Annotated in this window: 12 protein-coding genes; 8 read left to right on the top strand and 4 right to left on the bottom strand. The window is 58.5% G+C overall.

Annotation, left to right across the window (positions count from 1 at the left end):
* Positions 1-347: 347 nt before the first annotated feature.
* Positions 348-2,048 (bottom strand): sigma-54 interaction domain-containing protein, encoded by a 1,701-nt coding sequence (locus ETC00_RS06270; protein WP_171565101.1) that lies wholly within the window; start codon positions 2,046-2,048, stop codon positions 348-350.
* 238 nt (positions 2,049-2,286) lie between these two features.
* Here ETC00_RS06270 and ETC00_RS06265 point away from each other — a divergent pair, with 238 nt between their 5' ends.
* The 3 genes from ETC00_RS06265 to brnQ all read left to right on the top strand — a co-directional run bounded on the left by ETC00_RS06265 (position 2,287) and on the right by brnQ (position 5,834).
* Positions 2,287-3,207 (top strand): proline dehydrogenase family protein, encoded by a 921-nt coding sequence (locus ETC00_RS06265; RefSeq protein ID WP_171565100.1) that lies wholly within the window; start codon positions 2,287-2,289, stop codon positions 3,205-3,207.
* Positions 3,208-3,402: 195 nt separating this feature from the next.
* Positions 3,403-4,332, top strand: a complete 930-nt coding sequence (locus ETC00_RS06260) for a DNA-3-methyladenine glycosylase 2 (RefSeq protein ID WP_171565099.1) — start codon at positions 3,403-3,405, stop codon at positions 4,330-4,332.
* Positions 4,333-4,484: 152 nt separating this feature from the next.
* Positions 4,485-5,834 (top strand): branched-chain amino acid transport system II carrier protein, encoded by a 1,350-nt coding sequence (brnQ, locus tag ETC00_RS06255; RefSeq protein WP_171565098.1) that lies wholly within the window; start codon positions 4,485-4,487, stop codon positions 5,832-5,834.
* Here brnQ and ETC00_RS06250 read toward each other — a convergent pair.
* Positions 5,831-6,754 (bottom strand): DMT family transporter, encoded by a 924-nt coding sequence (locus ETC00_RS06250; protein WP_171565097.1) that lies wholly within the window; start codon positions 6,752-6,754, stop codon positions 5,831-5,833. The genes brnQ and ETC00_RS06250 overlap by 4 nt on opposite strands.
* A 422-nt stretch (positions 6,755-7,176) precedes the next feature.
* Between ETC00_RS06250 and ETC00_RS06245 the strand changes: the two genes are divergently transcribed.
* The 3 genes from ETC00_RS06245 to speE all read left to right on the top strand — a co-directional run bounded on the left by ETC00_RS06245 (position 7,177) and on the right by speE (position 9,389).
* Complete coding sequence (locus ETC00_RS06245) at positions 7,177-7,599, top strand: acyl-CoA thioesterase (protein WP_368509264.1); 423 nt, start codon at positions 7,177-7,179, stop codon at positions 7,597-7,599.
* Between the two features lie 132 nt (positions 7,600-7,731).
* Positions 7,732-8,439 (top strand): HAD family hydrolase, encoded by a 708-nt coding sequence (locus tag ETC00_RS06240; protein ID WP_171565095.1) that lies wholly within the window; start codon positions 7,732-7,734, stop codon positions 8,437-8,439.
* Between the two features lie 86 nt (positions 8,440-8,525).
* Positions 8,526-9,389, top strand: coding sequence for a polyamine aminopropyltransferase (speE, locus tag ETC00_RS06235; RefSeq protein ID WP_171565094.1), 864 nt, complete (start codon positions 8,526-8,528; stop codon positions 9,387-9,389).
* A gap of 13 nt (positions 9,390-9,402) precedes the next feature.
* Here the strand turns inward: speE and ETC00_RS06230 are convergent, their stop codons facing one another.
* Positions 9,403-10,308, bottom strand: a complete 906-nt coding sequence (locus tag ETC00_RS06230) for an ABC transporter ATP-binding protein (RefSeq protein WP_171565093.1) — start codon at positions 10,306-10,308, stop codon at positions 9,403-9,405.
* Positions 10,308-10,991 carry an ABC transporter permease gene (locus tag ETC00_RS06225; RefSeq protein ID WP_171565092.1) on the bottom strand — a complete coding sequence of 228 codons (684 nt, stop codon included), beginning with the start codon at positions 10,989-10,991 and terminating at the stop codon, positions 10,308-10,310. The genes ETC00_RS06230 and ETC00_RS06225 overlap by 1 nt, the downstream gene beginning before the upstream one ends.
* A gap of 146 nt (positions 10,992-11,137) precedes the next feature.
* Between ETC00_RS06225 and ETC00_RS06220 the strand changes: the two genes are divergently transcribed.
* Both ETC00_RS06220 and ETC00_RS06215 read left to right on the top strand, forming a co-directional pair.
* On the top strand, positions 11,138-11,857 hold the full coding sequence (locus ETC00_RS06220) for a response regulator transcription factor (RefSeq protein ID WP_171565091.1): 720 nt from the start codon (positions 11,138-11,140) through the stop codon (positions 11,855-11,857).
* Positions 11,854-13,662 (top strand): sensor histidine kinase, encoded by a 1,809-nt coding sequence (locus ETC00_RS06215; RefSeq protein ID WP_171565090.1) that lies wholly within the window; start codon positions 11,854-11,856, stop codon positions 13,660-13,662. The genes ETC00_RS06220 and ETC00_RS06215 overlap by 4 nt, the downstream gene beginning before the upstream one ends.
* The last annotated feature ends 42 nt before the right edge of the window (positions 13,663-13,704 follow it).

Raw genomic sequence — 13,704 nt, 5'->3', positions numbered from 1 at the left:
AGAAGCGAATGATGTCCGCTCCAAAACGAGACGCGGGCAGGGGACAAACATCTGGGTATTTCGAGGAAGTGAGACTTGTGTCCCCTGTTGATTCCCGCGTCTTCGTTTTTCCGCTGAGTAGGTCGTCAAAGGAGCTCGCTTGGCCCATCCCGCCATGCGATGCACATTGTCTTCCGCTTCGGTTGATGAATGGGCAGGCCTTTCGGCCTGGAAATCATTTTTTGTGGACGCTAACTCAATGAACCGTTTGTCTTCAGTCTGATGCCCAATCGTTTATGATTGGGCGTTTCTTTTTGCAGCAGGCAAGCAGATGCGATCATGAACAGGTACTAAGCTGCAGCGTCCCCTTACCGCTCATGGCTGATCCCGTACTTTCTCATTTTGTTGTACAGCGTGCCGCGCGAGATGCCGAGCAGGTCGGCCGCCGCCTTTTTGTTTCCGTAGGTGCGATCAAGCGCGGCCAGGATGCGTTCCCGTTCCGACAGGGCCGAGTCCGGAGCGAACGGGTAGCCCGCCGGTGAAGTCTGGGAAACGGGCGCATACGGGGGTGTCAGCGGCACGGCAGGCGGCGCTGCCAACGTCAGGGAGCGGATGGCGGAAGGCAGGTGCTCCGGCAGAATGACACCTCCTTCCTGCAGGATGGACAGGCGCTCGATGACGTTGCGAAGCTGGCGGATGTTGCCCGGCCAGGTGTGGTCAATCAGGGCCTGCATCACGTCCGGAGTGATGCGCGGGACAGGCTGATCGTTGGCGATGGCGTACTCGTGCAGGAACAACTGCACCAGCTCGGGAATGTCCTCACGCCGCTCCCGAAGCGGCGGAATCTCCAGCGTAAAGACGTTCAGACGGTAGTAGAGGTCTTCGCGAAAGCGGCCCTCCGCCACCATGTGTTCCAACTGGCGATTGGTAGCGGCGACGATCCGGGTGTTGACGGTGATCGGCTCGGTGCCGCCCACGCGGTAAAACTGCCGCTCCTGCAGGGCGCGCAGCAGCTTGACCTGCAGTTCCAACGGGAGTTCGCCGATTTCATCCAAAAACAGCGTTCCGCCGTGGGCCAGTTCCAGCTTGCCGGGCTTTCCCTTTTTCTCCGCTCCGGTAAACGCTCCGCCCTGGTAGCCGAACAGCTCGCTTTCAAACAGCGCAGCCGGGATGGCCCCGCAGTTGATGGCGATAAACGGCTTCTCCCGCCGTCGGCTGGCCTGGTGGATGGCCTGGGCGAACAGTTCCTTGCCCACGCCGCTCTCGCCGTAGATGAGGACGGTAGCGTCCGTCTGAGCCACCTTGCGCGCCGCTTGAATCGCCGACTGAATGGCGGCGGAATGTCCCTTGATCGTGAAAAACGGGTCGTCGGCCGCCTGAAAGCGGCTCATCTCCTGTTGCAGATTGTGCAGGTGGGCGGTGGTGTGGGACAGTTCCTCGTTGAGCCGCACCAGTTCGGTAATATCCTGTTCGATGGATATCGCGCCGATAATATCCCCTTCCTGCCGGATCGGGGCGGCGTTGATCAGCACGTGCCGGTCCGGCCGGGGGATGTGGTAGACCCGCTGCACCGAGGTGCCCTGCTTGAGCGCGTCCAGAAGGCGGATGGACTCGCTGTCAAAATGGGCGTCCAGCGGCGTGCCCACCACCTGCGCGCGGTCGATTTCGTAAATGTTCTCGGCCGCCTTGTTCCAGTAATGAACCACGTTGTGCATATCGACAATCGTAATGGCCTCGCTCATCGTGTCCAGCAGCGTGTGCAGCAGGGCGGACTGGTTTTGCGCCAACGTGACGAAAGCGCTGAACAGCCGATGAGCAGTCACCAGGCCGGAGGGATTGTTTGCCTCGTTGAGCGTCACCAGATCGGGCACAGAGGGGCGTTTCCAGGCAAGGAGCCGTTCACCCGCCTTCAGCAGCGTCTCCTTCTCCGGGACGACGAGAACGGCAGCGTCGCGATCGCCGAGGTGCAGCACACCTTCCGTTTCGCCATCACGTATACTGACAGCAGCGGAGCCGATTGGCTCGGCCAGACAAGCCAATGGACAATCGAGAGAAAATAACGGTTTCAAAAAATCACTTCCTATCCAAACTAAGAAGTACACGCATGGTACAGGCCAACCACCGGATGGACAGTGTTTTACCTTGTAATCAAAAGTGTACAAGAATGGACACAATCTGTACATATGTGTGTAATTTCCTGTGCGTCAGCAAGCTGAATCGCTGGCATCTGTCCTGTTCATCCTGTTTGGCACGATTCCTGCTAGGTATATGGACACAGATCCCTGTTGAGGAGGAGACCGATTTCTCATGGAACAACTCATGAAAGACTTTTTCCTGTTCCTGTCCAAAAACAAGACGCTGAACGCTGCGGCGAAAAAGTGGGGCCTGCGGTTCGGCGCGAGCCGCGTCGTCGCCGGTGAAACGATTGCCGAAGCGATCAAAACCGTTCGCCAGTTGAACCAAAAGGGGCTTGTCTGCACGCTGGACCACCTGGGCGAGTTCGTCTACAGCGTGGAAGAGGCCAACGAGTCGGCAGACTACTGCATCAAAACGCTGGAAGCGATTCACCAATCCGGCGTGGACTGCAACCTGTCGCTGAAAATGACCCAGCTTGGCCTGGACATCAGCCGCGATCTGTGCATGAACAACATGCGGCGGATTTTGGACGCAGCCAAGAAAAACGGCAACATTTTCGTGCGGATTGACATGGAGGACTACGCACACAACGAAGTGACGCTGGAGATTCTGGACGAACTCCTGAAAGACTACGACAACGTGGGCACCGTCATCCAGGCCTACCTGTACAAGTCCAGCGAAGACGTCGAAAAGCTGAAAGAAAAGAAGGTCAACCTGCGACTGGTCAAAGGGGCGTACAAGGAATCGCCGGAAGTGGCTTTCCCGAACAAGGCAGACGTCGATGAAAACTACAAGAAGATCATCAAGCAGCACCTGCTGAACGGCTGCTACGCCGCGATCGCCACGCACGACGACAACATCATTGCCTACGTGAAGCAATTGGAAAAAGAGTACAACATTCCGCGCACGCAGTTTGAGTTCCAGATGCTCTACGGCATTCGTCCGCAGTCCCAGATCGAGCTGGCGCGCGAAGGATACACAATGCGCGTCTACGTGCCGTACGGCAACGACTGGTACGGATACTTCATGCGCCGTCTGGCCGAGCGTCCGGCCAACGTGGCGTTTGTGATCAAAGGGCTGTTCAGCAAGTAAGAAGCCGCCAAACGATCCTCGCCTGCCCCGCGTTGGGCGGGCGAGGATGTTTTTTCCCACAGGCATGGTTCAGGAGTCCTTTTACGTTTTGTTGCCGTGTTGTCACCAACCGTGTGACATACGGCCTTTTTTGGTGTAGGCTGGATACAAGCACGACGGGCTGGATGTCCGCGCAGAGAGGAGCGATGTGTGTCGATGGATGGTTCCATAATTGCCGTGAAACCGCCGTATTCGTTTGAACGGCTGCTGAAGAGGCTGGAAACGCACCCGGACCCGCAGATGCAGGTGGAGGCGGAAGCGCGAATGATCCGCCGCGTGTTTCGCGTCGGACAGCGGCCCGTGGTGGCGGCCCTGCATTTTACCGGGGATGTGGAACAACCGGCGATCACATGGCGGACGGATGCAGCCTTGACCGCCAGTGAAAAGATGGCGCTCGAAGCGACGATCCGGCACATGTTCAGTGTCGACGTGGACCTGGAGCCGCTGTACCGGCACATGCGGCAGGATGATGTCCTGCGCCCGCTGACGGAGCGCTTTCGCGGGCTTCGCTTTCTGTTGGACGCCGACTTGTTTCAGTCGATGGTCCGGACGATCATCGGACAGCAGGTGAATCTGCCGTTTGCCGCTGCTTTGACCCGTCGGTTGCTGGAGTTGGCGGGAGAGAAGCTGCAGGACGATCAAGGCCGCACTTATTTTGCTTTTCCCACGGCCGAGGCGGTCGCCCGCCTGGAGCCGGCAGACCTGCGGCCGCTGCAGTTCAGTCAGCGCAAGGCGGAATACATCATCGACTTCGCCCGCGCCGTAGTGGATGGCCGTGTCGATCTGGACAGTTTGTGGAGGATGGAGGACGAGGAGATTTTTGCATATCTCACACCGCTGCGCGGTATCGGCAGATGGACGGTGGAGTGCCTAATGATGTTTGGCATGGGCCGGCCGGATCTGCTGCCCGCGGCCGACATTGGACTGCGCAACGGCATCCAGTTGGTGTACAGCCTGCCGGGCAAGCCGGACGAACAGGAAATCCGCCGGATTGGCGAGAGCTGGGCACCCTGGCGCAGCTATGTGTCGCTTTATGTGTGGGAAGCGGTCGGCGCTGTCAAACGAAAGGAAGATCAGAACGCATGACGCCTCTGGGCGTCTTTTTTTGTCATTATTTGGACTTGAAAAAAACGAACGTAAGGTATATAGTTAACACTCGTGTGATACCTGAGCGTTTCACAGGGACTTTAAAAAATTTCAAAAAATTTCAATTTACCTGAGAGTTGGGGAGGAAAACCATGAGAGAATTAACCCATAGAGAAACCCTGACCATCGGGCTGATGCTGTTTGCCCTGTTCTTCGGAGCGGGCAACATGATCTTCCCGCCGGCCTTGGGGCAAGCCGCGGGTACCCATGCATGGGAGGCCATGGCCGGGTTTATCATCACTGGTGTGGGGTTGCCGCTCCTGGGTGTCATTGCCACCGGGATGAGCGGCGGAAATTTGCAGATGTTGGCAGGCCGGGTTCACCCGGTATTTGGCGCCGTATTTACCGTTGTCGTCTATTTGGCCATCGGGCCGTTTCTGGCGATTCCTCGGACCGGAACGGTTGCCTTCGAGATGGGCGTGCTGCCGTTTCTCCCTGAAAGCGCGAAGACGAGCTGGGTGCCGCTGTTTCTCACTACACTGGTCTATTTTGCCGTCACCTTCTGGCTGAGTTTGCGTCCTTCCAAACTGGTGGACCGCATCGGAAAGGTGCTGACGCCGGCCCTGCTGCTGATCATTGCGGTGATGTTTGTCCAATCGTTCCTGCATCCCATTGGATCAGCGGGCGAGCCTGCCGAAGCGTACCAAACGGCGCCGTTCTTCAAGGGCTTCGTGGAAGGGTATCTCACCCTTGACGCCCTGGCTGCGCTGGTGTTCGGCATCGTTGTCACGTCCGCGATCGAGGACCGCGGCATCACCGGACGCAAAAAGCTCGGGTGGGCCACTGTCAAGGCGGGAGTGATCGCCGCCACCGGATTGGCGCTGGTCTATCTCGCCCTTGCGTACCTGGGGGTGACCAGCCACTCGCTGGGTCAGTCTGAAAATGGCGGGCAAATCCTGACAACGGTGGTTCAGCACCTGTTTGGCGGGAAGGGACTGCTGCTGCTCGGAGCCGGTGTCATACTCGCCTGCCTGACGACGTCGGTCGGTCTGGTGACCGCCTGCAGCCATTTCTTTTCGGAACGGCTGCCGGGCGTGTCCTACAAAACCATGGCGCTGATCCTGAGCCTGTTCAGCGCGGCAGTGGCCAACGTCGGCTTGACCCAGTTGATTGCCATTTCCGTTCCCGTGCTGCTGATGATCTATCCGATCGCGATTGTGCTGATGCTGCTCTCCTTCCTGCATCGCCTGTTCCGCGGATACTCGGAAGTGTACGTCGGAGCCACCATCGCTACCGCAATTATCAGCATCGTCGATGGGCTCAAACAGTTCGGGCTTTCGCTTGACGGGATCACGTCGGTATTTGCACACCTTCCGCTTTACAACGAAGGCATCGGCTGGCTGCTCCCCGCAGTATGCGGAGCTGCGATCGGCTTCCTCGTGGGATGCGTTCGTCAGCCAGGGGGCGCGAAATACCAGGAAACAACAAGCGGCACACCCTAATGGGGTGTGCCTTCGTTTTTCTCGTACGATTCCGCTTGCTGCAGGTTGGACAGGGCGACGCCGCCAAAGATGAACGCGGCTCCCGCAAAAAAGCCGAGGCCCAGATGCTCGTTCAACAGCAGCCAGCCGAGCAGCGCGCCCACGACTGGCTGGATGAAGAAAAATCCTGCCCCGCTGCCCGCCTGCATCAGCTCAAATCCTTTGTTCCACAGGTAAAACGCCCCCGCCGTGGAGATGATGCCGATGTAGAGCACGCCGGCCCAAATCTCCCAGCCGAACCCCCAGGTGACGGGCGTCACCGACAGTTCCCACACCATTAACGGACTGGTAAAGATGATGCCAAACAAGGCCACGTAAGTCGTCACCGACAGGGATGAGTAGCGGAGCGTCGCCTTTTTGCTCAACACCGTGTACAATCCCCAACTGACCGCTGCCAGCAGCAGAATCAGGTTGCCGATCAGGGACGATTGGGCATCAGCCTCGTCCGGGACGCCGATCACGATCAGCACGCCCACGGTGGCCAGCAGGATGCCGGTCAACTGCCGTCCATTTATCCGTTCCTTCAACAGCCAGACGGCAAAGAGGGCGATGAAGGCGGGCGACGCCGAGGTAATCAGCGCTCCCATGTGGGCGGTAGAGAGTTTGGTGCCGACAAACTGGGCGGCAATCGAAATCGTGACGCCGACAAACGCGACGGTCATGATGAGCGGAAAATCCCGTCTCGCAATAAACTCCCGCCGCGCTGCGACAAAGGCGCCCAGTACCACCAGCGCGATGGTGAAGCGGATGATCAGGAGCGTAAACGGCGGAATTACATCCAATACCACTTTGCTGACGACGTATACGCCGCCCCAGATAGCGGCGGCAAGCGTGAGGCACACGCCTCCAATCAACTGCTGTTTCCACTGTGGATTCATCATGTTAGCCCCTCCCGGAAATGTGGTGTGTTGCGTGTCGCGTGCCGGGGGGACATCCGAGGATCGTTCCCGCACCGGCTAGGTGAGGGGAACGCCGGGTACATCGCATTCAAACAGGGTACGTGCCATTGTGTTTCACCTCCCGGAAGATGGGAAAACGTCCGGCTGCCTGCGCACCGGCGCATCACGCCGATCCGGCCGGCGTGCAACCGGTGTGGTAACCAAGCTGTCCCAACGCCCGCCTGACAGGGATCAGGTCCCTTTCAGCGTGCGGTTCCCTCATGTGTCTGTACGCTTTCATTATAAGGAATGTGAGAAGAAAAAACAGCAGAATCCTTCTGAATATTGCGAATGAATATTCACTCAGCGGCGGTCATTCGCTATACTGGAAAAAAGACAGGCGAAGGAAGAGAGGGGCGATGGGGATGCTGCATCTGTTTGATCTGGTCGTTCGTTCGACCGACATCGACGTGATCGGGCACGTCAACAACGCCAAATACCTGGAGTACATGGAGTGGGCCCGGTTTGACTGGATGTTTCAGCAGGGGTTTACGTTGGAGGAGCTGAAGCGGCGGCAGATCATGCCGGTCGTGGTCAGCATCCAGATCAACTACCGCAAGGAACTGCGGATGCTGGAGCAGGTGCAGGTGCGCACTTCCGTGGTGAAAATCGGGGAGAAAAGTTTCGTCATCCGCCAGGAGCTGTACAATCAGCAGGACGAACGGGCGGCAGACGCCGACGTGACGATGGTGATGATCGACACGGTTGCGCGACGCTCGGTCCCGCTGCCGGACGATCTGGCCCGCGCGCTGGCTGAGGCGATGCCGAGCGGGCAGACCAGCGGATAACCAACAACATGGTCAGCCTGACAACAATGGCCTCTCCATTTTACCCGTTTTTCTTCTACAATGGGTAAGATGGGGGCTGTTTTTTTGCGCACAACCGGCGCATCGATGAAACGCTTGCAAAGGAGGAGGGCCATGCCGGACTTTCAGCTGATCTTGTTTGATTTGGACGACACGCTGTTTGATTTTTCAGCTTGCTGGGAAAAGGGCATGCGGCAGACGATCGCATCCCACCCGCTGACGATCGGGCTTGACCCCGATGCCGTGTACGAGGCGCTGCAGCGGCACAGCGACGCCTTGTGGGCGGACATCCGGGAGAAGCGGATCAACTTTGACCAACTGCGCCGCCTGCGGCTGTCGCGCACCCTCGCCGAATTTGGGCGCCGGGCGGAGACAGACCGGCTGGACGACTTTCAGGAGCAGTATGTGGCCGCCTGCATGGCAGCCGTCGTTCCCGACCGCGCCGTTCAGTCGCTGCTGACGCAGCTTGAAGAACGGTACACCCTGGCAATTGTCACCAATGGACCTGCGGACATGGCGTTTGAAAAAATTGAACGCCTGGGGCTCACCCCCCTCTTTCCCGCTGAGAGGGTGTTCGTCTCCGAGCAGATTGGCTGGCACAAGCCGGACCGGCGCATTTTCGCGGCTGTACTTGAGCGCTTGGGGGCTTCCCCGGCGGAAGCGCTGTTCGTCGGGGACAACTGGACAGCTGACATCGCCGGCGCGATGGATGCAGGCCTCTCGGCAGTATGGCTGAATCCCGCCGGCGTGCCGCCTGCTACGGATCACAAGCCCCTCGCTGTGATCAAACGGTTGGAAGAGCTTTGGGAAATTGTCGCCTGAGGGGGGGCAGCGCGCGCATCCTTGAAAATCATTCGATTTTTCGATAGGGTGATAATGATTCTATTTGTTTTTCAGGAGGGTGAGAAATGAGCGTATTGCCCAAGTTTGTTCAAAACAGCGCCGGTTCGTGCTGGCTGACCGAGAACGAACGGGAGAACCTGATGATTCGTTACCGGATTCGTGAAGTGATCCACGAGGAACAGTCAGCGTTTCAGCATGTGATGATTCTCGATTCCTACGATTTTGGCCGGATGCTTGTCTTGGACGGAGTTGTGCAAACAACATCAATGGATGGATTTATTTACAATGAAATGATTGCCCATGTGCCGCTGGCGTTTCATCCCCAGCCTCGCCGCGTTCTGGTGATTGGCGGTGGAGATTGCGGGGCGGCCCGTGAAGTGTGCAAATATCCGGAAGTGGAACAGGTTGATTTGGTGGAGATAGACGAGTGCGTTGTGCAGGTGTGCAAACAGCATCTGCCCGAAGTGTCGGGCGGCTTGTCGGACCCCCGCGTCCGTTTCCTGTATCGCGACGGGGTGGAGTTTGTCCGCGAGATGAAAGATACCTACGACGTGATCATCGTCGATTCGTCCGATCCCATCGGCCCGGCGGAGCAGTTGTTTTCCTATTCGTTTTACGAGCATGTGCAACAGGCGCTGAAAGCGGACGGGCTGATGGTCTGCCAGAGCCAGTCCCCCATCTTTCACGCCGATGTGATGGGGCAGACGTACCGCAACATCAGCCAACTGTTTCCGATCACCCGCATGTACACGGCAGTTGTGCCCACGTACCCGGGAGGCTTGTGGAGCTTTACCCTCGGGTCGAAGACGTACGATCAGCCGGTAGCCGGGCGCGTCTCCGGAAAGGATACGCGGTATGTCGATGAGGGCATCATCCATCAGTGTTTTCATCTGCCGGTCTTTATAAAGCAAACGTTAGGAGAGGGATAATCCCTCTCCTTCGTCATTCCTCGAGAAAAATGCGCTCCAGGGACGGCTCCTCCACGTGGACGCCGTAAATGTCCACGCGGGCCTGCACCAGCGCCCGCACCAGCGCAGCCACGTTCTGGTCGTCGTCCACCTGCAGGGAGAACCGGCCCTCTTCCCACTGAAGATGGCGGCCGATGCATTCGGCGAAGGCGACCAGCTCGGGCTTCTGTTCTGCGGCCAATTGGGAGTGGCGGACACGGACGGTGCGCCAGGAGCGATGCGCCGCCTGCAGTTCAGCCAGACTGCCCAGGGAGGCAATCTTCCCCGCCTTCATAATCGCGATCCGCGTACAGATTTTTTCCACCTCATGCAGGTTGTGCGAGGTCATGAATATGGTTTTTCCCTGCTTGTGCAGCCTGAGCAGCAGTTGCTGAATCTGCAGCGCCGACTCCACGTCCACGCCGGAGGTCGGCTCGTCGAGAAACAGCAGCTCCGGATCGCCCGCCAGCGCCTGGGCGATGCCCAGCTTTTTCTTCATCCCGAAGGAAAACGTCTTTGCCTTTCGTCCGGCGTGTTCCGCCAGACCGACGTCCTCCAGGATGCGCTCGCACTCCTTTTTGCTGAGACGGATGCCTTTGACCCGTGCCAGATAGCGCAGGTGGTCCAGAGCCGTCAGTGAGTCGTAAAAGGTGGAGTAGTCGGGCAGGACGCCGATCCGCCGCTTCCAGTCATCCGGCTGGCCGACGCCGTCAAACATGCGGATCGTACCGGAAGTGGGGCGGATAATGCCCGTCAGCATGTTGATGAACGTCGACTTGCCAGCCCCGTTTTTTCCCAAAAACCCGAAGATTTCGCCGGCGTTTACGGACAGGGTGACGCCGTCGACGACCGTTCGCTCGCCAAAACGCTTGGTCAACTGGTTGGTTTCCACGAGTGCCACTAGCAATCCCTCCGTTGAAACAGATAGACGGACGCACTGAGAAAGAGCAGTGCGTACAGCCAGATGACGCCGGTGAACGCGCCCCCTTTTTCGATGTAGAAGTAGGGGGTCAGATAGCCGATCCACTTCGCCGTGGCATGGGAGGAGACGAGCGTCCAGAGGCCGAGAAAGGGCAGTCCCAACCCCAGGACGATCCCCGCAAACATCGTGTAGCTGGGGCGCGGCACCGCGATGGACATCAACAGCGCGAGGGACGTGCTGTACACCAACAGCGTCATGCACTGCCACAGCGTGTTGGCGTCAAACGTGCGGACGGAGGCGAACAGGACGCCAAACGTGACCAGCATGCAGCACGTCCAGAACAGCAGGACACCGAACCATTTGCCGAGCACGATGCTCGCCCGCGAGGTACGGGTAAGCAAAAACCGGATCGTCCGGCTGGACAGTTCCCGGTTCATGATGTCATGGGACAGGCCAAACACAAACAGCGGCCCGAAAAGCATCACCAGCACGAACACGCCCAGCGCATGTCCGTGCGCCAGCTCCTTTTCCGAGAATATGTCTGCTACCTGATTGACCAGATCGGAGACCCAATAGGAGATCCCGACGATCACAGCGACGGTAATGAGCGACTTCACGCTCCGCAACAGACGGGTACACTCTTGAAAGCAAACTTCCCACATGTTGATTCCTCTCCTTTCACGATTCAGTGTAAAAGGAGAGCCTTATTTCTCCCCAATCGCTTCCTTATCGTTTTCTTAAACATGCCGGTCGTCACCCGCCCGCGCTCAATCACGTGGTATGATGAAAACACAAGGAGGGAACGGCTGTGGAACACCAAGCGCACATATTGCTGGTCGATGATGAAGAAGCGATTTTGCAGATGCTCAAAACCGTGCTTGAAAAAGAGGGGTTCCGCAACGTGGACACCTGCACGCGTGCGGAAGAGGCCATCCGGCTCATCGAGAAGAAGGCTTACGACCTGCTGATTCTGGACGTGATGCTGCCGGATAGGAGCGGGTTTGAGCTGTGCACCGCGATACGGCAGCGAACGCAGGCGCCGATTTTTTTCCTGACCGCCCGCGACTCCGATTATGACAAGCTGAGCGGCTTTGCGTACGGAGCGGACGATTACATCACCAAGCCGTTTCATCCGCTGGAAGTGGTGGCGCGGATGAAGGCACACCTGCGCCGGACGCTGTCCCAGTCCAGGGAGCAGCCATACGATTCCGGCCGCGTATACGATTTCGGCCGGTTTCAGGTAAACGTCGCGGCGGCCGAACTGATCGTCGACGGCAAGCAGGTGGAATGCTCCGCCCAGGTCTTTCGCCTGCTGCTCTTTTTTTGTGAGCGTCCCAACCGCGTCCTCACCAAGCAACAGATATACGAGCACGTCTGGAACGAGTACGGCTTCTTTGACGAAAACACGGTCATGGTCCACATTCACAAGCTGCGGCAGAAAATTGAAGAAAATCCGAGCCAGCCGAAATACTTGGTCACGGTAAGAGGCTTGGGCTACAAACTGGTGGCTGACGGGAGGAAGCGATGAGGCTGCGCCGCAAAATGATCGTCCATCACTTCCGCCAGCTGCTCCTGTTTTTTGTGGTGCTGATCGTCGTGCTGGTGATCTCGCTCGCATTGTTAGGCTACCAGCTCACAAAAAGGGAAATGGCAACCGATTTAAGCCTCCTCAGCGCCAGCGACTTGTCCTTGTTCTTCATTGCTGTGGACAAAAATGGCGTCCGCGTCGACGAGGACGTGGAGCACAGCGTAAAAAATCAAAACGGCTGGCTGCAGGTCATCGACAGAAACGGCGAAGCGGTCTACGCCTACAACTGTCCGCCTGATGTGCCGCGCCGGTACACGCCGGGCGAACTGGTGGGGCTTGCTCAGCCCGAAAGCGGCTTTCCGCATCACACCCGTATCTGGACGATCCGGTCGGGAGAGGAGAGCTATTTGGTGCTGTACGGCACCCCGGCGCCGGAGGTTCGGCTGCTGCATCTGGTGCTGCCGCGGGAGGCCGGTGAAAATGCTGTCTCCCGTCCGGCGCCAGGGAGCGAAGTGCAGGAGGCGTTTCGCCAACACAACGCCTGGCTGGCCGTGTACGACAGACAGGGGAGCCTTGTGGAGCAGTGGAACAATCCGCAGGCGGCCAAACGGCTGGAGGCGGCTGAGATACTGCAGGCGGAACAGGAGCGGAGAAGCCGGCCGGTCAATATCATCAGCCGCTACGATGAGGCTACCGGCCGCACGTTTGTTGTCGGCGTCCCCAATCCGCTCTACCGCCCCGGCACCTCCGCCGCCGAGAACAGCGATCGCCTGGTGCAGGAGGCGTTGTTAAAAATCGTGCTGATCCTGGTGCTGGTTGTGCTCGCAGCTGCTCTGTGGTACGGGCGCAGGGTGGGTCAGCCGCTCTTGCACATGATGAACTGGCTGGAACAGTTGGCAAACGGACGCTATCAAGAACCGACAGGCCGAAACGGCAGGCTCGTGGGCACCACACGCAGGGGCAGGCGGAAGAAGTCGTTTGCCGTGTTTCAGGACATCTTTGACGCTCTGCAGCATTTGACGGTCGTCCTGAGCGACAGCGAACGGCGGAGAAAGGACATGGAACGGACCCGGGAAGAGTGGATCACCGGCCTGTCCCACGATTTGAAGACGCCGCTCAGTTCCATTTACGGCTACGCGGCCATCCTGGAATCGGACCAGTACGAATGGGGGCCCGGCGAGATTCGCCGGTTCGGCGGGATTATTCGGGAAAAGGCCGACTACATGACCGGGTTGATCGAGGATTTGAACCTGACGTACCGGCTGAAGAACAACGCCCTGCCGATGGTGAAGAAAACAGCGGAGATCGTGGAACAGGTGCGGCGCATCGTCGTCGATACGGTCAACGACCCCGGGACGGAGCGGCACGTCATCCGCTTTCAACCGGAGGTGGCGTCGCTGTTGGGGCAGGTGGACGGCAAATGGTTCCGGCGGATCGTCGCCAACGTCCTGGCCAACGCGGTGAAGCATACGCCGCCCGGAACCAACGTGCTGGTGTCAGTCGGACCAAACAGCGGCGGTGGGTTTGTCGTGAAGGTGGCAGACGACGGCCCGGGAATGGACGAAGAGACGAAGGAAAACCTGTTTGAACGGTACTACCGGGGAGGTCACACGCAGGAAGACGCCAGCGGGTCCGGCCTGGGCATGGCGATTGCCAAGCAGTTGGTGCTGGCGCACGGTGGAGAGATACGCGTCGAGAGCGAACCGGGCAGGGGGACGACAGTGGCGATGCTGTTTCCGCCCGCCAATGATCTGAAGGAACGGGACGAGGTGAAACAGGAGCGGGTGATCCGCTCTGGATGCTGAATCTGTCTCCGCAGGCATTGGAACAGGCGAGCCGGGTGGTGT

The organism is Brevibacillus sp. MCWH, from assembly GCF_013096935.1.
In the GTDB taxonomy this organism is placed as follows: domain Bacteria; phylum Bacillota; class Bacilli; order Brevibacillales; family Brevibacillaceae; genus Brevibacillus; species Brevibacillus aydinogluensis.
This window is presented reverse-complemented; position numbering and strand designations above follow the sequence as displayed.